This window comes from Streptomyces typhae (assembly GCF_009755605.1).
Taxonomy (GTDB): domain Bacteria; phylum Actinomycetota; class Actinomycetes; order Streptomycetales; family Streptomycetaceae; genus Streptomyces; species Streptomyces typhae.
In genome coordinates, this window is the sequence record NZ_WPNZ01000002.1 from 24747 (window position 1) to 48173 (window position 23427).

The window sequence follows — 23427 nt, forward strand, 5'->3', positions numbered from 1 at the left end:
GACCCCGTGGACCCATGACCCCGTGGACCCATGGGCCCATGGACTCATCGAGCCATCGCGCCATCGAGCCATCGACACCGGACACCAGGAGGCCGCACGATGCCGAGCGAGGACCCCCGCACCGAGATCGACGCCCGCTACAGCACCGAAGGGGCCGCCGCGATCCCCTGGGACCGGGTGGTGGACGTCCTCGCCGCCGCCGAGTTGTTCTGGATCTCGACGGTGCGCCCCGACGCGCGGCCGCACGTGACGCCGCTGCCCGCGGTGTGGCGGGACGGCGCCCTGCACTTCGCCACCGGCCCGGACGAACGCAAGGCCCGCAATCTGCGCGCCAACCCCGAGGTGGTCCTGACGACCGGCACCAACCTGTGGGACAAGGGCTTCGACCTGGTCGTCGAGGGCACCGCCGTCCGGGTCACGGACGAGGACCGGCTGCGGGCGCTCGCCACCGCGTGGGAGGACAAGTACGGCAGCTTCTGGCACTACGACGTGCGGGACGGCTGCTTCCACCACGGGGCGGGGCACGCCCATGTCTTCGCGGTGGCGCCCCGCACGGCGTTCGGCTTCGGCAAGGGGGAGCCGTTCAGCCAGACGCGTTACCGCTTCGGCTGAGCGGAACGGTGCCGCGCGGGTACCCTGCGGGCCCCTTCCGGGGACAGGGCAGCCGATCGCTGCTGTACTCGTCGCATGGAGTACACACTCGAAGTGATCGGCGTGCCTGTCAGCGACATCGACCGCGCCAAGGAGTTCTACGAGACCAAGTGCGGCTTCCACGTCGACATCGACGAGGAGGTCATACCGGGGGCGCGGGTGGTGCAGCTGACCCCGCCCGGGTCCGGCTGTTCCCTGATGCTCGGCGACGCCATCTGGGACACCTTCCCGGGCCCGACCCCCGAGCCGGGCACCTACCACGGCCTGACCCTGTGCGTCCCGGACATCAAGCAGGCCCACGCCGAGCTGACGTCCCGCGGCGTGGACGTCACCGAGCCGGTCCAGTACGCCGAGCGGGACGGGGCCACGTTCATGTACTTCACGGACCCCGACGGCAATGGTTGGTCCGTACAGGAGTACAGAGTCCGTGCGGGGACACCGCTGCGGGAGGCGATACGCCCCTGAGGGGGCCCTCTACAGCACCGGCAGGTTCTTGCGGAGCTCGAAGGCGGTCACCTCGGAGCGGTACTCCTCCCACTCCTGCTTCTTGTTGCGCAGGAAGAAGTCGTACACGTGCTCGCCGAGTGTCTCCGCGACCAGCTCGGAGCGCTCCATGAGGGCGATCGCCTCCCCCAGGTTCTGGGGCAGCGGCTCGATGCCCATCGCGCGCCGCTCCGCGTCGGAGAGGGCCCACACGTCGTCGTCCGCGCCCGGCGGGAGTTCGTAGCCCTCCTCGATGCCCTTGAGGCCGGCGGCGAGCAGGACCGCGTACGTCAGATAGGGGTTGGCGCCGGAGTCGATGGAGCGGACCTCGACGCGGGCGGAGCCGGTCTTGCCGGGCTTGTACATGGGCACCCGGATGAGGGCCGAGCGGTTGTTGTGGCCCCAGCAGATGTACGAGGGGGCCTCACCCCCGGCGCCCGCGGTGCGCTCCGAGCCGCCCCAGATGCGCTTGTAGGAGTTCACCCACTGGTTGGTGACGGCGGAGATCTCGGCGGCGTGCTTGAGCAGACCCGCGATGAAGGAGCGGCCGACCTTGGAGAGCTGGTACTCGGCGCCGGACTCGTAGAAGGCGTTGCGGTCGCCCTCGAAGAGGGACAGGTGGGTGTGCATGCCCGAGCCGGGGTGCTCCGAGAACGGCTTCGGCATGAACGTGGCCTGCACGCCCTGCTCCAGGGCCACCTGCTTCATCACCAGGCGGAAGGTCATGATGTTGTCGGCCGTGGAGAGCGCGTCCGCGTACCGCAGGTCGATCTCCTGCTGGCCGGGGGCGCCCTCGTGGTGGCTGAACTCGACCGAGATGCCCATGGATTCCAGCATCGTGATGGCCTGGCGGCGGAAGTCCATGCCGACGTTCTGCGGGGTGTGGTCGAAGTAGCCGGAGTTGTCGGCGGGGACGGGCCGGGAGCCGTCCAGGGGCTTGTCCTTGAGCAGGAAGAACTCGATCTCGGGGTGGGTGTAGAAGGTGAACCCGAGGTCGGAGGTCTTGGCGAGGGCGCGCTTGAGGACGTAGCGCGGGTCGGCGAAGGACGGTGAGCCGTCCGGCATGAGGATGTCGCAGAACATCCGGGCCGTGCCCGGGGCCTCCGCGCGCCACGGAAGGACCTGGAACGTGCCCGGGTCCGGCTTGGCGATCATGTCGGACTCGTAGACACGGGCGAAGCCCTCGATGGCCGAGCCGTCGAAGCCGATGCCCTCGTCGAAGGCCTGCTCCAGCTCGGCGGGGGCGACCGCGACCGACTTCAGGAAGCCGAGTACGTCCGTGAACCACAGGCGTACGAACCGGATGTCGCGCTCCTCCAGAGTGCGGAGCACGAACTCCTGCTGCTTGTCCATCTCGACTTCCACCCATCCTTGCTGGTCGGAACCGGCTGCTCCCGAGCCGCGGGAGGTCGCCCCGGCACACGAGCATCCCACCACACGGTTTCACGCACGTTGCGGCCGCTCCTTGCCCATACTGCACGGTCCTCCGGATGCGGTGACAGCGGCGTATGCCCACACCTTTAAAGTGGTATCTCATATGCAAGTTATAGGGGGCCGGCCCCGGCCCCGGAGAGGAGGCACCATGCTGTCCGAGCAGTCCGCCGCCACCGTCCGCGCGACCCTGCCCGTCGTCGGCGCGGCCATCGAGGACATCACCGCACGCTTCTACGACCGTCTCTTCGCGGCCCACCCCGAACTCCTGCGCGATCTCTTCAACCGCGGCAACCAGGCCGCGGGCACCCAGCGGCAGGCCCTCGCCGGGTCCATCGCCGCCTTCGCCCGGCACCTCGTGGACCGCCCCGACGAGCGGCCGGACACGATGCTGGCGCGCATCGCCCACAAGCACGCCTCGCTCGGGGTCGCGCCCGCGCAGTACGAGACGGTGCGCGAGCACCTCTTCGCCGCCATCGGCGAGGTCCTCGGCGACGCGATCACGCCCGCGGTCGCCGCGGCCTGGGACGAGGTGTACTGGCTGATGGCGAACGCGCTCATCGCGATCGAGGCGCGCCTTTACGCCGAGCGGGGCATCGGGGCGGGCCCGGACACCCTGCGGGAGTGGGAGGTGGTGGAGCGCGTCGAGGAGACACCGGACGTCGCCTCGTTCCGCCTGCGCCCCGCCGACGGCACCCCGGCACCGGCGTTCCGGCCGGGGCAGTACGTCTCCGTCCAGGTGCGGCTGCCGGACGGGGCCCGGCAGATACGGCAGTACAGCCTGTCGGGGGCGCCGGGGGCGGGGGTGTGGCAGATCAGTGTGAAGCGGGTGCGGGGGTCTCGGGCCGAGGGGCCGGGAGCAGGGGTCGAGGGCTCACGGGCCGGGGCTGCCTGGACTGCCAGGGCCGGGGCCGACCGGACTGCCGGGGCGGGGGCCGGGGCTGCCTGGACTGCCGGGGCCGGGGGTGGCGTGTACGCCCCCGAGGGCGAGGTCTCCACCCATCTGCACACCCACGTCCGCGCGGGCAGCCGCCTGCGCCTCTCCGGGGCCTACGGGGACCTGGTCCTGGACGACGGCCGACGGACGACAGGGGTGACAGGGGTGACAGGTGCGGCAGGCTCGGACGGAAGGGACGGCAAGGGCGACTCGGGCGGAAAGGGCGGCTCGGGCGGCGCGCCGCTGCTCCTCGCCTCCGCCGGGATCGGCGTCACCCCGATGATCGCGATGCTGCGCCACCTGGCGGCGACGGGACACCGCGCCCCGGTGACGGTCGTCCACGGCGACCGCTCCCCCGCCGACCACGCCCTGCGCGCCGACCACCTCGCGTGCGCGGGCGAACTCCCGGGCGCCGAGAAGCACTTCTGGTACGAGCACCCGGAGCCCGGCCATCCGGCGGACCGGACGGGGCGGGTCGACCTGGCGGCGGTCGCGGTGGCGCCGGGGACACGGACGTACCTGTGCGGTCCGGTGCCGTTCATGCGGGCGGTGCGCGCTCAGCTCATCGCCAAGGGGGTCGCGCCCGCCGACATCCACTACGAGGTGTTCGGGCCCGACCTGTGGCTCGCGAGTCCCAGCAGCAGCGGACCCGTGGGCGAGGCGACGATGTCCTCGACGGTCACGGGGTCCAGGGCGGCGTAGAAGGCCTCCTGGGCCCGGCGCAGGGCGCCGCGCAGGCGGCAGCCGGAGTTCAGCGGGCACGGGGTCGCGCCCTCGCACTCCACCACGTCGCCGTCGCCCTCGAAGTGCCGTACGACGGCGCCGACGGAGGCCCGGCGCCCCGCCCCCGTCATGGAGAGCCCGCCGCCCCTGCCGCGGCGGGCCTCCACGAGGCCGAGACGGCGCAGGGTGGCGACGACCTTGGCCGCGTGGGTGTAGGGGACCGCCATGTCGGCGGCGACCTCACGGGTCGTCGGCGCGGTGCCGGTACCGGGGGCGGTACCCGTACCGGGGGCGGTACCCGTACCGGCAGCCCTGTCCGCGACGGCGAGCCTCATCAGGACGCGCAGCGCGAGGTCGGTGGAGTGCAGGAGCCGCATGCCAGCGAGCGTAGGTAATCGGCATGCGCGGTTCAAATAAAGATCGCCGCGGCCGGGGGCCGGGACCGGAGACGGGGCCCGCACGTCCGGCATCACGAGGCCCCCACGACCGGCATCACGAGTCCCGCACGTCCGGCATCACGAGTCCCGCACGTCCGGTATTTGCGGGAGCGGCCCTTCCCTCCACCGGCCTGAAGGCTACGATCAACGCACTCGCACCGCCCCGCACCGCCTCCGCACCACCACCCCGTACAACCCATCCCGATTCCGTCCCTTTCCGCAGAAGGACACACCATGGGTTCCGCCAAGAAGTCGAGCAGCGCCGAGCGCAAGGCCCGGATAGAGGAGATGCGGCGCGCCGAACGCGCCCGCGAGCGCCGCAACCGCGCCCTCACCATCACTCTGAGCGCCGTCATCGTCGCCGCGGTCGGCATCGGCGGTTTCTTCCTCATCTCCAGTGCCGATGACGACTCGGACGGTGACAGCGGGAAGGCGGGGGACGCGAAGGCCGTGGCCAAGTTCACCACCACCGGAGACGGCGAGCGGGTCTGGGACGCCAAGAAGCTGGGCCGCACCCATGTCAACGGGAAGGTGAACTACCCGGTGACACCGCCGGTGGGCGGGAACCACAATCAGGTGTGGATGAACTGCAACGGCGACGTCTACACCAAGGAACTCCCGAACGAGAACGCCGTGCACTCCCTGGAGCACGGCGCGGTGTGGGTGACGTACAACGACCAGGCGAAGCCCGCGGACCTGAAGAAGCTGGAAGCGAAGGTCAAGAAGACCCCGTACTCGCTGATGAGCCCCGTGAAGAAGCAGAAGGACCCGATCCTCCTGTCGGCGTGGGGCCACCAGCGCGTGGTCGAGGGCGCGGACGACAAGAAGGTGGACGCCTTCTTCTCCACCTACGTCCAGGGCAAGCAGACCCCCGAGCCCGGTGCGGCCTGCACCAACGGTCTGGGCCAGTGAGGAAGCGCACGGACTGGGTGATCGGCGCCGTCGCGGGCGCGGTGCTCGCGGCGGCCGGCATCACGGCGGCCGTGGCGTCCGACTCCTCGGGGCCCTCGGGCTCATCGGGGTCCGACGGCTCCGCCGAGTCGACCCGTACGCCGTCGAACACCTCCGCCGACGCCGGGTTCGCCCGCGACATGTCGGTGCACCACCAGCAGGCCGTCGAGATGTCGTACGTCGTCCGCGACCGCACCGAGAACGAGGAGATCCGCCGCCTCGCCTACGACATCGCCCAGACCCAGGCCAACCAGCGCGGCATGATGCTCGGCTGGCTGGACCTGTGGGAACTCCCCAAGGTGTCGCCCGGCGACCCCATGGAGTGGATGGACATGGCGGGCGCCCCCTCCCCCGGCGACGGCTCCCTGATGCCGGGCATGGCCACGAACGCCGAGATGAGACGACTCGGCGAACTGAACGGCAAGCAGGCCGAGATCTTCTACCTGAAGCTGATGACCGCCCACCACAAGGGGGGCATCCACATGGCCGAGGGCTGCGTCGAGCGCTGCGCGGTGCCGGTGGAGAAGCGGCTGGCGCAGGGGATGGTGGAGTCGCAGGAGTCGGAGGTCGAGCTGATGGCGGATCTGCTGCGGGCGCGGGGCGCGAAGCCGTAGGAACCGGCGTTACCGGGCGGCTCGCGTTACCGGGCGGCGGCCCGCTCGATGGCCTCGAAGATGTCCGCGTCGGTCAGTTGCTGCCATGCGGGCAGGTCGGCCCAGTCGGCGACGTAGCTCGGCTTGGGGTCCTCGAAGTGCTTGTGGATCTGCACGATCCAGCAGAGGGCGACGAACCGCCCCTTCTGCTCGCGCGACAGCTTCGCGGTGCTGCCGCCGCCGACGCGGACGAAGTCCTCGACCTGAGCGCACACCGCGGCGGCCGCGTCCCGTTCCCAGTCGGGCGTCTCCTCCCACGGCGCGACGTACCCGGGCTTGGGTTCTCCGGGGTAGTGCCTGCGCACACCGGCAATCCAGGCCTCGCGGAAGATGCGCCCGTTCTCGGTCTGCACGACAACTCCCCTGGTGGGCTACTGCGTTTCCGGCCTCAGTGTCCCGCAGACCTCACGCATGTCCGGCCGATCGCGAGGCTCGGGGCGCAGCATGTCGTCGACGAGCCGTCCCAAGGGGCCCGCGATGTTCACGGGGCGGTGTGACTTGCCGACGACGGCCCGGCGCTGTTCGGTCCGGGGCGCGTCATCGGGGTACGCCACGTGGCGCCATCCCGTTGCCGCCATGAACAGCGCCGCGCCGAGCCCGTACACGTCCGCTTCCCGCGTCGGCGCCGCCTCACCGCTCTCCAACACGCGGCGTGCGATCTCCGGGGCTTCGTAGTGCACGAGGCAGCCCCGGTACGGGAAGTCGAACCGGGCCGGGACCTTCGCGCCACGGACCAGTGCCAGGTCGATGAGCGCTGCCCGCCCTGGTCCGTCGCCGAGGATGAAGTGGGCCGGCTGCACGTCGCCGTGTACGTACCCCTTGTCGTGCAGTTGGGCGAGAGCATCGGCGCACGCTAGGGCGTCAGACAGCGGCGGTCGGCTCAGCGCGTGCCGGGTACGGTGCGGCGTCCACCGGCTCTGCAGATCGGTACCCGAGTGCCAGGGCTGCACATTCCATGTGCCCTGCGCCCACACTCCGTACGTGGCCGTGGCGCTGCCGAGTTCCTGCAGCACCACACCTTCCCGAGCGGGCGCGAGGGCGGTCCAGTCGGCGGCGCCCCAGTGCTCCGTGGCCGCGACGGGGTACCCGAGTTTCACGGCGTACTGCGCTTGCCCGCACCGCACATGCCAGACGGTGGATCCACGCCGGTCGAGCACGAGGCGAGAGTCCGTGGGGTTGAGGATCGCGAGGATCGCAGCCGGGATGGACGGGGCTTCGGGGGCGGGCACAGGTGTCCTTTCGACGGGGCGGAGCCGACCCGTACAACCTCCGGATCGGCTCTGCCGTGAAGTGACCGGACGCTACTCCGGGCGGTGCGTCACTGCTGGCCGTACGGGCGTCCGCAGTCCGAGTCGCACTGCGCCGTGTTCTCACCGTTCACGGTCCACACGTCGTCCAGGACCAGGAAACCCGCGCCTTTGACGGCGAGCGCGGATGCCGTGACTGCCTTGGCCGTTCGGCCGCCCGTGCCGGGCTCGGGGTTGTGGTGCAGGAAGCGTCCCGCGAACTTCTGGCAGAACGTGTCGTACGCCCGCGTGTGCAGGATGAAGGCGTGCAAGCCGTCGTCCACGTCATCGCTGGGCATCATGCTGACGCCCGCCTGCGCAGCGGTGGCCACGAATGCCAGCGCTTGATCGGTGATGGCCTCAGCGCGATCCTGCGGGTGCTTGGACTGATGGCGCACGAGGTGCGCGATGCTGCCGAACAGCTCTTCGCTGACGAGCGCGCGGCCCGTCTTCAACTCGTTCGTCACTACGGTCATGGCGTGTTCCCTCCTACTTGTTGTTCGGTTGACGGCTCGCCGACTCACGACGACGACTCACGCGATGCGAGCAGATGCGGTCAGGCCACCGTGCGGACGAGCCTCAAGAGCTACGTCCGGCACAGGCGGCCGTCGGTATTCGTGGCTCGTCGCCCAACTGGCCCGCGAGCACGTCCACGGGCACGTCCACGGGGACAACCCACACGCAGTAGGTCCCTGAGTGGTCGGCGGCCGCGAGCGTGAACGGCCATCCGGCACGCAGTCGGTCACGCGCGGCTTGCCGGCTTCCTCCGTCCGCGCACCATGTCCGCAACTCGGTCGGCACGTCGGGGGCCCACGCAGGCAGGTGGAGCATCACCAGGGCATCCGGCGCGTCCGCGAGCCACGGCGCACACGGCTCCGGGTCCAGCGCGTCCGCGATGCGGTGGGCCTGCGTGCCCACCCAACGCATCATGATCCCGAGGTACGGGGTTTCGAGCGTGCCGAGCACGACCCGGACCTGCTGCCCGTCGACGGGGCCCGTGCCGACCGCTTCGGCGTGGTACTCCCGCCGGATCGACGGTGTCGACTCCTGCCCGGCCACATGCACGGCTCAGCTCCGATCGCCGACGATCTCTACTGCCTCTACGTAATCGCGTAGCCACACAGAGCGGTACCGTTACGGCGTCGCAGGAGTATGAAAGCCATGAAAGCGGGCCGTACGCGGGGAGCCGGACATGGCCGGGCGCGAGCCGAACGAGAAGCTGAAACGGCTGCTGCACGAGTCGAGTTGGAGCGAGTCGCGGCTGGCCCGTGAAGTGAACCGTGTAGGCGCTGAAGCCGGAACGCCTTTGCGCTACGGCCAATCCGCGGTGGCGCACTGGCTCAGTGGCACGATGCCCCAACGCAAGGTCCGCCGCTACGTCCTGGAAGCGCTGGCCCGCAAGTTGCAGCGCCCCGTCACACACGCGGAAGCAGGCTTCCCTGTCACAGCCCTACCGCCAACCACCCAGCCGGATACCGTAGAAGAGCTGATCGAGCTGGGGAGGTACGACATGGACCCGTCCCGCCGTGGCGTACTCGGAGCCACGCTGTTCTCCGTCGCCCTCACGATCCCGGACTGGCCCGACGTGGTGGGGCGCCTCGAAGCCGTTCGGACGGGCAGGAGCAGGCGGATCGGGTTCCGTGAGGTCGACGCCGTTGCCGCCGTGACCGAGAAGGTGTCGGAGCTGGACGACCAGTTCGGGGGACGGCACGCGCGCCCGATGGCCGCGGCGTTCCTTGTCAACACCGTGGCACCGCACCTCACGGCGGACGCCTCGGACGACGTGCGCAAAGCGCTGCTGTCCGCCACCTCGGATCTGCTCTACCTCACCGGGTTCATGGCGGTCGACGAGGGCGTCCACGGTGTGGCTCAGCGGTACTACATCAAGGCACTGGACTTCGCCGGAGCAGCAGACGACCACCTCACGTACTGCACCACGCTGCGGGGCATGAGCCTCCAGGCCATCGACCTCGGGCACGCCTCCCGCGCGGTACGCCTCGCGGACTCCGCCACCGCGGCCTCTCCGGCAGCAGGGCCACGCATGCGGGCCTTCCTTGCCGGGCAGCAGGCCCACGCGTACGCCGCCGACGGCGACCGGAGCAAAGCGCTCGCCTGCATCAAAGAGGCGGAAGCGGCGATGAACAAGGCAGAGTCCCGCGCCAAGGCATTCGGCAGCTACGCCCCTTCGTCACTGGCTTACCACGTGTCCCAGGTCCGTTACGCGCTCGGCGACAGAACAGAAGCGGTGGAGGCCCTGAAGGAGTCCGACCGCCTCAGGGACAGCCACTACCGGCGCAGCAGCGTCCGGTACAACGCGTTGCTGGCCGAACGCCAGCTGGAGATCGGCCTGTTGGAGGAGGCCTGCGTCACCTGGCACCGCGTCCTGGACGACTACCCTCTCGTACAGTCCGGCAGCGCGGACGAAAAGGTCCGGCACATGAAGTCGCTGCTCCGTCCCCATCTGCGGAATCAGGCGGCTCGGGGGCTGTACGAGCGCGGGCGAGCCGCCACCGCTTCCGTTTGAGCTGCTGAGCAGAGCAGCTTGAGCTTCTGAGCAGAGCAGCGCAGTGGAGAGCAGTGAAGGTGGGGAGGGGTCTGGGCTGGACGGGCTGGCGGGATGTCACCCGGCCTCCCACACCACCCCCGGCGGCCGAACCCCCGCACACACCGGCATCCCCTCTCCATCCGTGAGCCCCACCGTCCCCACGACCCGCCCCGCGGCGACCCCCGCAGGGGGCAGATCCGCGAACCAGAGCTTCGCGCGGCGGAACATCGCGAACTCGCCGCCGGGAGGGAGTTCGCCCCAGGTGAGGTAGAAGAAGCGTTCACCCCGTCTGCCCTGGACGTGGGGGCCCTTGAAGTCAGGGGTGCCGTCCGGGGCCGGGGTCACGGAGACCTCGAACGCGAACACCGCCTCGGTGGCGTCCGCGCGCACGGCAGCCTCGGGTGCGGGCCCGCACTGCACCGCCACGTGCACGTCCCGGTACTCCCCGCACTCCGCCCCGGGCAGATCGCGGCCAATCAGGCGCACGGTCAGCTTCTGCGTCATGCCCCCAGTGCACCACGCGGGTCCGACACCCGCCCGCCCCGGACCGGGGATACCGGATCACGCCAGGCGCTCCGGTTCCTCCCGCCGCAGCCGCCTCAGGAGCCGTTCGCCTGGGACGTACCGTCCCACCCGTGAAGCACGGGCGGCGGTGCGGTCAATGCGTCGTCGTCAGGATCGCTTCCGTCACCTCGTGGGGGCGGTCCCGCATCAGGAGGTGGCCTGCGGGGGCCAGCACGTGGAAGTCCGCACCGAGGATGGTGGCGAGGTGCTGTTGGCGGCGTATCCATGGGTCGTGGGCGGGAGTCGGCCGGGGCGTCGCCGCCAGGACCGCTACCGGTGTCGCGCCGGGCAGGGGGGCTCCCTCGCGCCTCATCAGGTCCAGCTCATGGGCCACGTCCCCGTACGTCGCGTACTCCGTGAGCGCCGCCCGCCACACCCTCCGGGAGCCGTACAGCGCCCACTGCTCCCGCGTCGGAGGCGTGGCCGAGCGGGCCCCGGCCACGCGCCGGGCCAGGGGGCCCACCGCCCGCGGCACCCCGAGCGCGCCCAGGGCGCCCGCCGCCCCCCGCGCGAGCGCGAGCCGGGCCTCCCGGAAGGGGACCGCCCGGGCCCCCTCCTCCACGCTGGAGTCGACCAGGACGAGGCCCGCCGTCCGACCGGGACACAGCCGCGCGAACGCCTCCGCGTGCAGGCCCGCGAGCGAATGCCCCACCACGGTCACCGCCTCCCCGCCGAAGCCGAGCGCGTCGAGCACCCGCCCGATCCGCTCGGCCTCCCCGACCAGCGTGGGCGCCCGACGCGCGGGCCCGCTGCGCCCGAGTCCGGGCCGGTCGAAGCGGACGACGGTACGGGACCGGGCCAACAGGGCGACCACCGGATCCCACTCGCGGCAGGCGAGCCCGAGCCCCGCGCTGAGCACGCACACCGGCCCGCCGCCCGACACCCGCACATGGTGCGGCACCCCGCCGATGTCGACACGCCTCACGTACGCCGCCGCCCCGCCCTCACCAGCCACGCCACCACCACCAACCACACCGCGATCGTCAGCAACTGCACCCGCTGGGCCACGCCCAGCCCCCACGTACCGTGTCCGGCGTCGAACGCCGCGACCGCAGCCAGCGTCCATACGGTGGCGATCAGTTCGAGTCCCACGAGGACGAGCAGGAACCGGCCCGTCCTGGCCTCCGTCCTTGCCTCCGTACTGGCCTCCTCCGGGGCTCCGCAGCTGCGCACAAGGACCGCCAGGAGCACCATCCCCACCAACGCCCCCGCCACCGCCACACTGCTGCTGACCGCGTGCGCGGCGTGCGTCAGGGGCACCGCGCCCGCCCGCTCCCGTGCCGCGCAGGCCGCGTCCGCCGTGGGCGCGCAGGACAGCGGGAGCCGAGAGTCGGCCGCCGTCGCGGCGCCGAAGACGGCGACACCTCCCCACCCGCCCGCGGCGAGCAGCCCACGGCCGCGCGACACGGCACGCGGGCGCAGCCACAGCAGCCCGCCGACCGCCCCCGCGCACACCAGGACCCCCGCCGCGAGATCGAGCGTGCGGAAGAACGTGCCGTACGGCTGGTCCTTCGCGGCGAGTTCGCTCACGTACGTACGCAGCGGCGAGAGCCCCGTCGGCAGAAACGCCTCCAAGGTCCAGGTGGTGTAGGCGAGGGCCCCGAGCGTGAGGAGGACCGCGACGGCCGTACGGGGGGCGGCGCGGGCCGATCCGGTGGCCGGGGGCCCTGGCTGCTCGGGTGACATACGAGGACAAAGGCTAGTTCGGGGGGTGTGCGCTCTTCTGGTCAGGGTGAATCCACTCCGGCATGCCCTGTTTCGTCCGATGTCGTCATGGGCTCATGATTGTCGGAAGGGGCCGGGCCCGCATGTCACCCGATACCCAGGAGGGGTAGGCTCCGGGCCGTGATCCCGAAGAGCCCGACACACGCGGCAACGCGTGCGACACCGCGTGCGAGCCGCCTCGCGCTGCTCGTCGTGCTGCTCTTCGGCATCGTGGCCATGCATTCGCTCGGCCATCCCCGGGAGCACGGGGCGGGCGCCGAACGGGGTACGGGCGGGCATGTGGCGGGTGCTCCGGGTGGCGGGCACGTGACGGGCGCTCGCGTAGACGGGTACGCCGTCACGGCCCCCGTGTACGCCGGGGCGGGCGGCACACAGCCGCACTCCGGAGCGGTGGCCGCGCCCCGGTCTCCCGCTCCGCACGACCCCGGCACGGACCCCCTCTCCGTCTGTCTGGCGGTCCTCGGCGCCGCCCTCACCCTCGCCCTGCTGCACGCCGCGGTCCGCCACCGGCCCGGGGGCGCCCTCGTCCCCGGGCACCGGCTCGCCCGGCTGCTCGACGCGCTGCGGCCGAATCCGCCGCCGCCCCGCGATCTCCTCACCCGTCTGTCCGTGCTGCGCGTATAGGCCGCCGCACCGGCTGCTTCGCGCTGCCCGCACGTCCGGGGGTCCGGGTCCCTGGACCGAGGCCTCCGGGCGTCCAGCGGTGCACCAGAAGCAGCAGACGCGCCCTCTGCACGCATCACGCGGCCACGCATCACGCGCCACGCGCCGCGCACCACACAGACGAGGTGTTCATCAGTCATGCGCAAACCGATCACGCGCATCTCCGGTCCGACGTCCACGGACCTCCCGTCCGACCTTTCCAGCCCGACGCGGCGCGCCCTGCTCGGCGCGGCAGCCGGCGCCGCGGGCGCGGCACTCGTGACGGCCTGCTCCGGGAACGGGAGCGGGAAGGGGAGCGGGGGCGGCGGCTCCCACTCCGGTCACTCCGGCGGCGACGCCGGTCACTCCGCGGCGCCGACGGGCTTCGTGTCGCCCACCGGCAAGGAGGTCGCCGCCGCCGAGCGCGCCCGCCGCGGGAGCGGCCGGGTCCGCGAGGTCCGGCTGACGGCCGCCAAGGCCACGCTCGACCTGGGCGGCCCCACGGTACCGACGTGGGCGTACGGAGAGGACCTGCCCGGCAAGGAGGTCCGCGTCACCGCGGGCGACACCCTCGCCCTCACGCTCGCCAACCACCTCCCCGAGGCCACGTCCCTGCACTGGCACGGCCTCGCCCTGCGCAACGACATGGACGGCGTCCCCGGCCTCACCCAGCGCGCCGTCGCCCCCGGCGCCGACTTCACGTACCGCTTCAAGATCCCGCACCCGGGGACGTACTGGTTCCACCCGCACTCCGGCACCCAGCAGGACCGCGGCCTGTACGCGCCCCTGATCGTCGACGACCCGCGGGAGCCGCTGCGGTACGACGAGGAGTGGGTGGTCGTCCTCGACGACTGGGTCGACGGGGTGGACGGCTCGACGCCGGACGCGGTCCTGAGCGAACTGCGGGCCGGGATGGACGGCGGCATGGACCATGGAAGCGGAAGTGGGGGCGGAGGCGGGGGGCACGAAGGCCACGGCACGGCGACCGGGCCCACCGGTCCCTCCCGCATGATGATGGGCGCGCGCAGCGCCATCCTCGGCCCGGACGCGGGCGACGTGGCGTACCCGCACTACCTGATCAACGGCCGGACGCCCCGCTCCCCCGCCGTCTTCCGCGCCCGCCCCGGCGACCGCGTCCGGCTGCGCCTGATCAACGCGGGCGGGGACACGGCGTTCCGTGTGGCCCTCGGCGGCCACGAGCTGACGGTGACGCACACGGACGGCTTCCCGGTGCGGCACCGGAAGGCCGACGCGCTCCTGATCGGCATGGGCGAGCGGTACGACGTCCTCGTCACCGCCGGGGACGGTGTCTTCCCGCTGACGGCCGTGGCCGAGGGCAAGAAGGCCGCGGCGCAGGCGGTGCTGCGTACGGGAGGCGGCAGGCCACCGGCGGCGTCCGTGCGGCCGAGGGAGCTGAAGGGCCGCGTCCTGCTCGCCGACCGGCTCACGGCCGACGACTCGGTGGCACTGCCCGACCGGGCACCGGACCGCACGATCAGGATTCGGCTGACCGGCGGCATGCGGAGGTACGACTGGGCGTTCGACGGCAAGCCCTACACACCCGGGCAGCGGCATCCCGTGCGCGCCGGTGAACGGGTGCGCCTGGTGTTCAGCAACGGCACGACGATGTGGCATCCGCTGCATCTGCACGGCCACACCTTCGCCCTCGCGGGCGCCCCGGGCCGCCCCCGCAAGGACACGGCGGTGGTCCTGCCGAACGGCACCCTGACGGTGGACTTCGACGCCGACAATCCGGGCCTGTGGATGATCCACTGCCACAACGTCTACCACGCGGAGGCGGGCATGATGACGGTTCTCGGCTACCGCACTCGGTAGCGGCACCCGGCGGACGCGCCTCGCGGGGCGCGTCCGCAACGTCGTGAGCCGAGTCGCCGGGACGGTTCACCAGGACATCGCGTCGCTTTGACGATTAGACTGGCCGCGTGCCTCAACTACGCCTCGCACTGAATCAGATCGACTCGACCGTCGGCGATCTCGCGCGGAACGCCGAGGCGATCGTGCACTGGACCCGGCACTCCGCCGAGCAGGGGGCGCATCTGGTCGCCTTCCCCGAGATGGCACTGACCGGCTATCCCGTGGAGGACCTCGCGCTGCGCTCCTCCTTCGTCGACGCCTCGCGCCGGGCGCTGCGCGCGCTCGCGGCGCGCCTCGCCGACGAGGGTCTCGGCGAACTGCCCGTGGTGGTCGGCTATCTGGACCGCACGGAGGAGGCGAAGCCGCGCTACGGCCAGCCCGCGGGCGCGCCCCGCAACGCGGGCGCGGTGCTGCACCGCGGCGGCGTCGCCCTCACCTTCTCCAAGCACCACCTGCCCAACTACGGCGTCTTCGACGAGTTCCGGTACTTCGTGCCGGGCGAGACGCTGCCCGTGGTCCGGGTGCACGGGATCGACGTGGCGCTCGCGATCTGCGAGGACCTGTGGCAGGACGGCGGCCGGGTGCCCGCCGCGCGCACCGCGGGCGCGGGCCTCCTGCTGTCCGTCAACGCCTCGCCGTACGAGCAGAACAAGGACGACCAGCGCCTGGACCTGGTGCGCAAGCGCGCCCAGGAGGCGGGGTGCACGACGGCGTACCTGGCGACGACCGGCGGCCAGGACGAGCTGGTCTTCGACGGCGACTCGATCGTGGTGGACAAGGACGGCGAAGTGATCGCGCGGGCACCGCAGTTCGCGGAGGGCTGCGTGGTCCTCGACCTGGAGCTGCCCGCGGCGGGGCCGGTGCCGCAGGGCGTCGTCGGCGGCGACGGGCTGCGCGTCGAGCACGTCACGCTGTCCGGGGAGCCGCTGCCCGCGTACGAGGCGGAGTTCGGCGGCGGGTACGCGGACCGGCTCGACGACGCCGAGGAGGTGTACTCGGCGCTGGTGGTGGGGTTGCGCGCGTACGTCACCAAGAACGGTTTCCGCTCCGTGCTCATCGGGCTCTCCGGGGGCATCGACTCGGCGCTGACCGCGGCGATCGCCTGCGACGCGGTGGGCGCTGCGAACGTGTACGGGGTCGCGATGCCGTCGCGGTACTCCTCCGAGCACTCCCTGACCGACGCGGAGGAGTTGGCGCGGCGCACGGGGCTCACCCTCCGTACGGTGCCGATCGCGCCGATGTTCGACGCGTACATGGAGTCCCTGGAGCTGTCCGGGCTCGCCGAGGAGAACCTTCAGTCCCGGCTGCGCGGGACCATGCTGATGGCCCTCTCCAACCAGGAGGGGCACCTCGTCCTCGCGCCGGGCAACAAGTCGGAGCTGGCGGTCGGCTATTCGACGCTGTACGGGGACTCGGTCGGCGGCTACGGTCCCATCAAGGACGTCTACAAGTCCTCGGTGTTCCGGCTCGCCCGCTGGCGCAACCAGGCCGCCGCGGAGCGCGGGGAGACGCCGCCGGTGCCGGACAACTCGATCACCAAGCCGCCGAGCGCGGAGTTGCGGCCGGGGCAGGTGGACACGGACTCCCTGCCCGACTATCCGGTCCTCGACGGGATTCTGGAGCTGTACGTGGACCGGGACCAAGGGGCCGACGCCATTGTCGCCGCCGGGTACGACGCGGAGCTCGTCACGCGGACGCTGCGCATGGTCGACACCGCCGAGTACAAGCGGCGGCAGTATCCGCCGGGTACGAAGATCTCCCCGAAGGGGTTCGGGAAGGACCGGCGGCTGCCCATCACCAACCACTGGCGCGAGGACGGCTGACCGCCTGGGCTCGCCGGGGGGTTGTTCCTCGCCTGCGGCCCGGTGGGGGTTGCTCCTCCCCTCCGCTACCGCGGCGGAAAGCCTTCCCACCCACCCGTTTCCAGCCAGCCGACAGGCGCGGGCACAGCCCCCGTGCCGGGTGCCCGGCCCTGGGCGTCAGGGAAGGTCAGGCCTCCACCCGCTCCCCGGCGCCGGGCACATGCTCGGCGACCAGGCGCTCCGGCCCCAAGGCGGCGGGGCGCGCGCGGTCCACCGCGTAGGCCACGGTGGCGACGCCCACGCCGAGTACGGCGAGCCCCGCGCCTGCCACGGCGGGCGAGGTCGTGCCGAAGCCGGCGGCGAGGGCGAGCCCCCCGATCCAGGCCCCGCCCGCGTTGGCGAGGTTGAACGCGGCCTGGTTCGCCGACGAGGCGAGCGAGGGCGCGGCGGCGGCCTTCTCCATGACCATGAGCTGCAGCGGCGACCCGGTCGTGAACGCGGCCATGCCGAGCAGCGTCACCCCCACCGTCGCACTCCACTCGGCCCGCATCAGGAGCGGGAAGAACGCGAGCACGACGACCAGCGACCCGAGCCCGCCGAACAGCGTCCCGCGCAGCGAGTGGTCGGCGAGCCGCCCGCCGAGCAGGTTCCCTGCCGTGGCCCCCACGCCGAAGAGCGCGAGCAGCAGGGTGACGCTCGCCTCGGCGAACCCGGCGGAGTCCGTCAGCATCGGCGTGACGTAGCTGTAGGCGGCGAACAGCGCGCCGAAGCCCGCGACGGTCGTCCCGAGGGCGAGCCAGACGGGCAGCGACCGCAGCGCCCGCAGCTCCCCGCGCAGGCCCGCGCCCTCGCCGTGCCCGTGGTCGGCGGGCACGAGCAGCGCGAGCGCGGCGATCGCGGCGAGCCCGATGGCGCTGACGGCGAGGAACGTGGCCCGCCAGCCGAGCTGCTGCCCCATGAGGGTGGCCACGGGCACACCGACGACGTTGGCGACGGTGAGCCCGAGGAACATCAGGGACACCGACCTGGCCTTGCGCTCGGGCCCGACGAGCCCGGTGGCGACGACGGCGCCGACGCCGAAGAACGCGCCGTGCGGCAGTCCGCTGACGAAGCGGGCGGCGGTCAGGAGGTGGTAGTCGGGCGCGGCGGCGGACAGCGCGTTGCCGACGACGAACAGGCCCATGAGGCCGATGAGGACCCGGCGCCGGGGCATCCTCGCGGTGACGGCGGCGAGCAGTGGCGCGCCGATGACGACGCCGAGCGCGTACGCGGAGACCAGGTGTCCCGCGGTCGGGATGGATATGTGCAGGTCGTCCGCGACGTTGGGCAGCAGGCCCATCATCACGAACTCGGTGGTGCCGATGCCGAAGGCGCCCACGGCGAGGGCGAGCAGGGCCAGGGGCATGAGGACGTACCTTCCGAACGGAACGGGCTGGGCGGGGCCGCACGGGCCAAAGGGTGCGGGAGGCGCGCGGGGGCAGCGGGGGACGGCGCGCGACTCATAAGTTTACGTACGGAACAAAGAGGCCCGGCCCGAGTATTCCGCGAGGCCGCCAGGCCGAGGACGCGGGGTTACGGGAGGCTGAAGACGGAAGCCCGAGGGCCGGGGAACGGTGTCGTCAGAGGTCCACGCTCGCGGCGACCGGCAGGTGGTCGCTGCTCGTCTCCGGCAGCGTCCAGGACGCCACCGGCTCGACCCCCTTGACCATGATCTGGTCGATGCGGGCCATCGGGAACGAGGCGGGCCAGCTGAAGCCGAACCCGTCGCCCGCGGCGCCCTGCGTGGAGCGCATCTGCGAGGTGACGGCGTTCAGGGCGCGGTCGTTCATCGTGCCGTTCAGGTCGCCGAGCAGCACGACCCTGCTGATGCTCTCGTGCCGGATGGCCCGGCCGAGGGCGTCGGCGCTGTCGTCGCGCTGCCCCGCGGTGAAGCCCGCGTCGAGCTTGACGCGCACCGACGGCAGGTGCGCCACGTACACGGCGACCTCCCCCTTGGGGGTGTCGACGGTGGTCCGCAGCGCCCGGGTCCAGCCCAGCTTGATGTCGACGGGCTTGGTGCCGCTCAGCGGGTACTTGCTCCACACGCCGACGGTGCCCTGCACCGAGTGGTACTTGTACGTGCTCGCGAGGGCCTTCTCGTACGTCGGAACGGCGGCGGAGGTGAGCTCCTCCAGGGCGATGACGTCGGCCCCGGACGCCGCGACGTCGCGGGCGGTGCCGGACGGGTCGGAGTTGTCGGCGTTGACGTTGTGCGTGGCGACGGTCAGGTCGCCGCCGCTGCCGGACTTGTCGGTCATGAGGCCGCCGAAGGCGCTGAACCAGGCGCACACCGGCAGGAGCAGGGCGATCAGGGCGGTGGCGGACTTGCGGACGACGGCGACGACGAGCAGGACCGGGACGAACACGCCGAGCCAGGGCAGAAACGTCTCGGTGAGGCTGCCGAGGTTGCCCACGCCGTTGGGGATCTGGGCGTGCAGCAGCATCACGAGCCCGACGAGGACCGCGCATCCCGCCGTGACGAGCCCGCGCCGCCAGATGCCGGGGTCGCCCCGCCATCCGCCGGCCAGGCGTCGCAGTCGGGAACCCGGACGCTCGGGCTCCGAGCCGCCGCTGTCCGTCTCCGCCTTGTACGCCTGCGCCATAACTCTCGTCGCCTCACTGACTGCCGTGCACACCGTCTCCCCGCTCTCAGAGCACCCTAGGCGATGATCCGGTGTCGTCCCCGCCGTCCGGGGACGGCCGTACGGGGACGAGGACGAACGGGAGCGCTCACGGGGTTCCGGACGTCTGTACGTGGGGTGACCTCTGTGACAAAACGCGCACATCGACCGGGTGCCCGGCGTGGTGAACGCCACGCCGGGCGGCGCCGGTTCACTTCCGCGGACGCATCCCCTCGAGGACGGTGTCGACGATGCGCGCGGCCAGGTCGTCGTCCAGCGGGTCGTTCGGGCGCAGCACGGCGCGTACCAGCATGGGGCCGACGAACAGCTCGTTGGCGAGCACGAGGTCGACGTCGGCACGCAGCTCGCCGTTCTCGACGCCCCGGCGCAGGACGTCCCGGACGACGCGGCGCTGCGGTTCGATGACCGTCTCGTGGTACACGTCCCACAGCTTCGGCAGACTCTTCATCTGTGCGAAGACGTTGTGCAGAAGTGCCGACGAACGCATGTTCAGGCCGCGGCGGCGGATGCGTTCGACGAGGACGACGAGGTCGTCGCGCATGGAGGTGCCGGGCAGGGTGGCGGGGGGCTCCTCCAGGCCGCGCAGGACGTCGACGAAGATCTCCTCCTTGCCGCTCCAGCGGCGGTAGATCGTGGCCTTGCCGACGCCCGCGGTGCGGGCGATGCGTTCCACGGAGATGTCCGCGAGGGGGACGCCGTCCTCGAACAGCTTGACCACGCCTTCGAGGATGGCCCTCTCCACGGCCTCACTGCGGGGCCGGCCTCGCGTGCCCTTGGCGTTCCGCCCCTGCTCCACTGTCACGATTCCTCCGCGGTGTACGTCCCCCCGCATTCTCCCTGGCCCGCTGTGACGTGACCGTCGGCCGGGGCTGTGCCCACCCGTGCCGTCCCTGGCGGCCCCGCTGCCCACAGCGCTGGAGCGGCGGGGCGGTGCTGTCCCCGCTGTGGGCAATCGTTCCGCAGGGCGGAACGGGTGGGCACAGCCCCCGGTTCCGGGCGACCGTCCCGCGGGGGCCCGCCCCGTCCCCGTACGGCACGGTCAGCGCCGTCCCCCTACGGCACGGTCAGCGCCGTCCCCTTTACGGCACGGTCAGCGCTCGGCGCCCACCCGGTCCCCCTCCGGGGCCGAAGCGGCGGGCTCGGACAACTCCTTCGGCGCCCTGCCGGGCAGGTAGAGGGACACGACGAGCACGCCCACGAGGGCGACCCCCGCCCCGCACAGCGCGGTGATGTGCATGGCGTGCAGGAACGAGTCGTTGGCGGAGGCGACGAGCGCCTCCCCCCGCCCGCCGAGCCGCCCGGCGGCCCCGAGCGTCGCCTCGATCGACTCCCCGGCGGTGTGCCGTGCCCCCTCGGGCAGCACCTTCAGCTCGTCCTCCACTCCCCCGCGGTAGGCGGTGGACAGCACCGACCCGAGCACGGCGATGCCGAGCGCCCCGCCGACCTGCCGGAAGGTGTTGCTGAGCGCCGACGCGGAGCCGGCCTTCTCGCGCGGCAGGGCCTGCATGATGACGACGCTGGTGGGCGTCATGATGTGCGCCATGCCCGCGCCCATCAGGAAGAAGATGACCTCCATGACCCAGATGGGCGTGTCGGCGTCGAGCAGGGTGAAGCCGACGAGCGTGAGGGCGACGAGCCCGAGCCCGCCCGCGCACACCGCGCGGACGCCGAAGCGGTCGACGACGAGCCGGGCGCGCGGCGCGAAGATCAGCTGGGCGACGGCGAGCGGCAGCATGAGCAGACCGGTCTTCAGGGGCGAGTACCCGCGCACGCTCTGGGTGTAGAAGACGGCGAAGAACGTCACGCCCATCAGCGCGAAGAAGACCAGCGCGATCGCGGTGATGGCGGCGGAGAAGACCCGGTTCTTGAAGTACGAGATGTCGATCGACGGGTGGTCGCTGCGCTTCTCGTACCAGACGAAACCGACGAGTACGGCGACGCCCGCGAGGATCGTGGCGAGGGCGGCGGGATCGGTGAAGTCGGCGAGCTGGCCGCCCTTGATGATGCCGTAGACGAGCAGCACGAGGCCGATGACGGACAGGACGACGCCGACCAGGTCGACGCGGCCCGGCTTCGGGTCCTTGGAGTCCGGGACGAGCGCGATCATCAGGCCGACGGCGACGATCACGATCGGCACGTTGATGAGGAAGACCGAGCCCCACCAGAAGTGGTCGAGGAGCAGTCCGCCGGTGATCGGTCCGATCGCGACGGCGAGGCCGACGCCGCCCGCCCAGATGCCGATGGCCTTGGGCTGCTCCTCGCGCTCGAAGACGTGCATGAGGACGGCGAGGGTGGCGGGCATCACGAAGGCGGCGCCGAGGCCCATCACCCCGCGGAACGCGATGAGTTCGGCGGGCGATCCGGACTGGGCGGCGAGCGCCGAGCCGATGCCGAACACGGCGAGCCCGGCGATGAGGACCTTCTTGCGGCCCACGCGGTCGCCGAGCAGGCCCGCGGTGAACAGGAGTCCGGCGAAGACGAGCGTGTAGGAGTTGATGGCCCACTCCAGCTCGCCCTGGGTGGCGCCGAGGCCGGTGGGTTCCGGGGTGGAGATGGTCTTGATGGCGACGTTCAGGATCGAGTTGTCCAGGACGACGATCAGCAGGCTGAGCATCAGGACGCCGAGGATCGCCCAGCGGCGCCGGTGGACCGCCTCCGGTATGCGGGGCGTGTCGGGGACGGCAGATGTGGTCATGCCGTTCAGCGTAGGCCTATTTCGATACGAGACCGTCTCGTATTGGAAAGGCTTTACTGCGGCTTTCCCAGACCGTCACCCTGGCCGCCGGGCGGACCGTCACCCTGGCCGCCGGGCGGACCGGCACCCTGGCCGCCGGGCGGACCGGCACCTTGGCCCGCCGGGCGTATGCCAGGCGGATGCCGCTCGTCCATCATGCGGAACATCTCCGTCCACTCTGCGGAACCCGCCCCTCCGGAGACCAGAACCCGCCAGGTCCCCCGCCGGGTCGGAAATGGCCGAAAAAACATCCCCTAGCCCGGAGGCGGCACGCGATGCCACCATGGATGTGATCCGGGGACGCCGTCAGGGCGCCTCGAGACGACAGAAGGAGCCGTTGCGATGACGCAGCTTTCGGCTGCCCAGAGCCCCGCTTCCACGGAGCGGAGGACCGACAGCAGCAAGGCGCTGTACGGCGGCAAGGGCACACGCCGCATCACGGTCCGCGACATCACCGCCGCCAAGGAGCGCGGTGAGAAGTGGCCCATGCTCACCGCGTACGACGCGATGACCGCGTCGGTCTTCGACGAGGCCGGGATCCCGGTCATGCTCGTCGGCGACTCGGCGGGCAACTGCCACCTGGGGTACGAGACCACCGTGCCCGTGACCCTCGACGAGATGACGATGATGGCCTCGGCCGTCGTCCGGGGCACGAGCCGCGCCCTGATCGTCGGAGACCTGCCCTTCGGCTCGTACCAGGAGAGCCCCGTCCAGGCGCTCAGGTCCGCGACGCGCCTGGTCAAGGAGGCCGGCGTCGGCGCGGTGAAGCTGGAGGGCGGCGAGCGCTCGCTGGCCCAGACCGAGCTCGTCGTGCGGTCCGGCATCCCCGTCATGTCCCATCTCGGGCTGACCCCGCAGTCGGTGAACACCATGGGGTACCGCGTCCAGGGCCGCGGCGAGGAGGCCGCCCACCAGCTGCTCAGGGACGCCAAGTCGGCCGAGGCCGCGGGCGCCTTCGCGGTGGTCCTGGAGCTGGTGCCCGCCGAGCTCGCGGCCGAGGTCACGCGGTCCCTGAACATCCCGACGGTCGGCATCGGCGCGGGCGTCGACTGCGACGCGCAGGTCCTGGTGTGGACCGACATGATGGGCCTGACCGGCGGGAGGATGCCGCGCTTCGTGAAGCAGTACGCGGACCTGCGCGGGGTCATGGGCGACGCCGCGAAGGCGTTCGCCGAGGACGTGGTGGGCGCCGCGTTCCCCGCCCCGGAGCACTCCGTCCACTGAGACACCCGCGCCGTGGGGGCCCCGCCCCCCCGGGCGGGGCCGCACGGCGCGGCCCGGGCCCAGCGGGGACCCAGCGGGGCCCG

The 23427-nt window shown here is 71.9% G+C and carries 23 protein-coding genes; 10 read left to right on the plus strand and 13 right to left on the minus strand.

Going from position 1 to position 23427, the window contains the following annotated elements:
- Positions 1-99 precede the first annotated feature (99 nt).
- Positions 100-612: a pyridoxamine 5'-phosphate oxidase family protein gene (locus tag GPA10_RS04075; RefSeq protein WP_157164293.1), complete on the plus strand. Its 513-nt coding sequence runs from the start codon at positions 100-102 to the stop codon at positions 610-612.
- Between the two features lie 75 nt (positions 613-687).
- Positions 688-1116, plus strand: coding sequence for a VOC family protein (locus GPA10_RS04080; RefSeq protein ID WP_058850407.1), 429 nt, complete (start codon positions 688-690; stop codon positions 1114-1116).
- A gap of 9 nt (positions 1117-1125) precedes the next feature.
- Here the strand turns inward: GPA10_RS04080 and GPA10_RS04085 are convergent, their stop codons facing one another.
- Entirely contained in the window at positions 1126-2487 is a 1362-nt protein-coding gene (locus tag GPA10_RS04085; RefSeq protein WP_030563849.1) for a glutamine synthetase family protein, read from the minus strand.
- Positions 2488-2716: 229 nt separating this feature from the next.
- Between GPA10_RS04085 and GPA10_RS04090 the strand changes: the two genes are divergently transcribed.
- Positions 2717-4204 carry a globin domain-containing protein gene (locus tag GPA10_RS04090; RefSeq protein WP_157164294.1) on the plus strand — a complete coding sequence of 496 codons (1488 nt, stop codon included), beginning with the start codon at positions 2717-2719 and terminating at the stop codon, positions 4202-4204.
- Here the strand turns inward: GPA10_RS04090 and GPA10_RS04095 are convergent.
- The gene (locus GPA10_RS04095; protein WP_157164295.1) at positions 4099-4602 is read right to left on the minus strand and encodes an RrF2 family transcriptional regulator; all 504 of its coding nucleotides are present in this window, start codon (positions 4600-4602) and stop codon (positions 4099-4101) included. The genes GPA10_RS04090 and GPA10_RS04095 overlap by 106 nt on opposite strands.
- A gap of 294 nt (positions 4603-4896) precedes the next feature.
- On the opposite strand from GPA10_RS04095, the gene GPA10_RS04100 reads away from it, so the two are divergent.
- Together GPA10_RS04100 and GPA10_RS04105 are read left to right on the plus strand one after the other, a co-directional pair.
- Positions 4897-5574 carry a thioredoxin-like domain-containing protein gene (locus GPA10_RS04100; RefSeq protein WP_058850404.1) on the plus strand — a complete coding sequence of 226 codons (678 nt, stop codon included), beginning with the start codon at positions 4897-4899 and terminating at the stop codon, positions 5572-5574.
- Positions 5571-6227, plus strand: coding sequence for a DUF305 domain-containing protein (locus GPA10_RS04105; RefSeq protein ID WP_343040295.1), 657 nt, complete (start codon positions 5571-5573; stop codon positions 6225-6227). The genes GPA10_RS04100 and GPA10_RS04105 overlap by 4 nt, the downstream gene beginning before the upstream one ends.
- 26 nt (positions 6228-6253) lie before the next feature.
- Here the strand turns inward: GPA10_RS04105 and GPA10_RS04110 are convergent, their stop codons facing one another.
- The 4 genes from GPA10_RS04110 to GPA10_RS04125 form a co-directional block, all read right to left on the minus strand.
- Positions 6254-6619: a hypothetical protein gene (locus GPA10_RS04110; RefSeq protein ID WP_343040296.1), complete on the minus strand. Its 366-nt coding sequence runs from the start codon at positions 6617-6619 to the stop codon at positions 6254-6256.
- Between the two features lie 18 nt (positions 6620-6637).
- Positions 6638-7495, minus strand: a complete 858-nt coding sequence (locus GPA10_RS04115) for a protein kinase family protein (protein WP_343040297.1) — start codon at positions 7493-7495, stop codon at positions 6638-6640.
- 89 nt (positions 7496-7584) lie between these two features.
- A complete protein-coding gene (locus tag GPA10_RS04120; protein ID WP_157164296.1) occupies positions 7585-8028 on the minus strand; it encodes a glycine-rich domain-containing protein in 444 nt (147 codons plus the stop codon).
- Positions 8029-8131: 103 nt separating this feature from the next.
- Entirely contained in the window at positions 8132-8617 is a 486-nt protein-coding gene (locus GPA10_RS04125; protein ID WP_157164297.1) for a hypothetical protein, read from the minus strand.
- Positions 8618-8744: 127 nt separating this feature from the next.
- Between GPA10_RS04125 and GPA10_RS04130 the strand changes: the two genes are divergently transcribed.
- Positions 8745-10076 carry a tetratricopeptide repeat protein gene (locus GPA10_RS04130; RefSeq protein ID WP_157164298.1) on the plus strand — a complete coding sequence of 444 codons (1332 nt, stop codon included), beginning with the start codon at positions 8745-8747 and terminating at the stop codon, positions 10074-10076.
- Positions 10077-10172: 96 nt separating this feature from the next.
- On the opposite strand, the gene GPA10_RS04135 is transcribed toward GPA10_RS04130, so the two are convergent.
- From GPA10_RS04135 to GPA10_RS04145, 3 genes are all read right to left on the minus strand, one after another.
- Complete coding sequence (locus GPA10_RS04135; protein ID WP_157164299.1) at positions 10173-10601, minus strand: DUF5990 family protein; 429 nt, start codon at positions 10599-10601, stop codon at positions 10173-10175.
- Between the two features lie 154 nt (positions 10602-10755).
- Positions 10756-11616 carry an alpha/beta fold hydrolase gene (locus GPA10_RS04140; RefSeq protein WP_343040299.1) on the minus strand — a complete coding sequence of 287 codons (861 nt, stop codon included), beginning with the start codon at positions 11614-11616 and terminating at the stop codon, positions 10756-10758.
- A complete protein-coding gene (locus GPA10_RS04145; RefSeq protein WP_246258760.1) occupies positions 11583-12347 on the minus strand; it encodes a DUF998 domain-containing protein in 765 nt (254 codons plus the stop codon). Before GPA10_RS04145 ends, GPA10_RS04140 begins: the two co-directional genes overlap by 34 nt.
- A gap of 159 nt (positions 12348-12506) precedes the next feature.
- On the opposite strand from GPA10_RS04145, the gene GPA10_RS04150 reads away from it, so the two are divergent.
- From GPA10_RS04150 to GPA10_RS04160, 3 genes are all read left to right on the plus strand, one after another.
- Positions 12507-13010 carry a hypothetical protein gene (locus tag GPA10_RS04150; protein ID WP_343040300.1) on the plus strand — a complete coding sequence of 168 codons (504 nt, stop codon included), beginning with the start codon at positions 12507-12509 and terminating at the stop codon, positions 13008-13010.
- 177 nt (positions 13011-13187) lie between these two features.
- Positions 13188-14864: a multicopper oxidase family protein gene (locus GPA10_RS04155; RefSeq protein WP_157164301.1), complete on the plus strand. Its 1677-nt coding sequence runs from the start codon at positions 13188-13190 to the stop codon at positions 14862-14864.
- Positions 14865-14971: 107 nt separating this feature from the next.
- On the plus strand, positions 14972-16726 hold the full coding sequence (locus tag GPA10_RS04160; protein WP_343040301.1) for an NAD+ synthase: 1755 nt from the start codon (positions 14972-14974) through the stop codon (positions 16724-16726).
- Between the two features lie 166 nt (positions 16727-16892).
- Here GPA10_RS04160 and GPA10_RS04165 read toward each other — a convergent pair whose 3' ends face one another.
- The 4 genes from GPA10_RS04165 to GPA10_RS04180 all read right to left on the minus strand — a co-directional run bounded on the left by GPA10_RS04165 (position 16893) and on the right by GPA10_RS04180 (position 22081).
- The gene (locus GPA10_RS04165) at positions 16893-18110 is read right to left on the minus strand and encodes an MFS transporter (RefSeq protein ID WP_157164302.1); all 1218 of its coding nucleotides are present in this window, start codon (positions 18108-18110) and stop codon (positions 16893-16895) included.
- A gap of 214 nt (positions 18111-18324) precedes the next feature.
- Positions 18325-19347 carry an endonuclease/exonuclease/phosphatase family protein gene (locus GPA10_RS04170; protein ID WP_058850393.1) on the minus strand — a complete coding sequence of 341 codons (1023 nt, stop codon included), beginning with the start codon at positions 19345-19347 and terminating at the stop codon, positions 18325-18327.
- A gap of 229 nt (positions 19348-19576) precedes the next feature.
- Positions 19577-20218 (minus strand): TetR/AcrR family transcriptional regulator, encoded by a 642-nt coding sequence (locus GPA10_RS04175; RefSeq protein ID WP_079086733.1) that lies wholly within the window; start codon positions 20216-20218, stop codon positions 19577-19579.
- Positions 20219-20476: 258 nt separating this feature from the next.
- Positions 20477-22081, minus strand: coding sequence for an MFS transporter (locus tag GPA10_RS04180; RefSeq protein WP_157164303.1), 1605 nt, complete (start codon positions 22079-22081; stop codon positions 20477-20479).
- Positions 22082-22462: 381 nt separating this feature from the next.
- Here GPA10_RS04180 and panB point away from each other — a divergent pair, with 381 nt between their 5' ends.
- A complete protein-coding gene (gene panB / locus GPA10_RS04185) occupies positions 22463-23344 on the plus strand; it encodes a 3-methyl-2-oxobutanoate hydroxymethyltransferase (protein WP_157164304.1) in 882 nt (293 codons plus the stop codon).
- Positions 23345-23427: the final 83 nt, after the last annotated feature.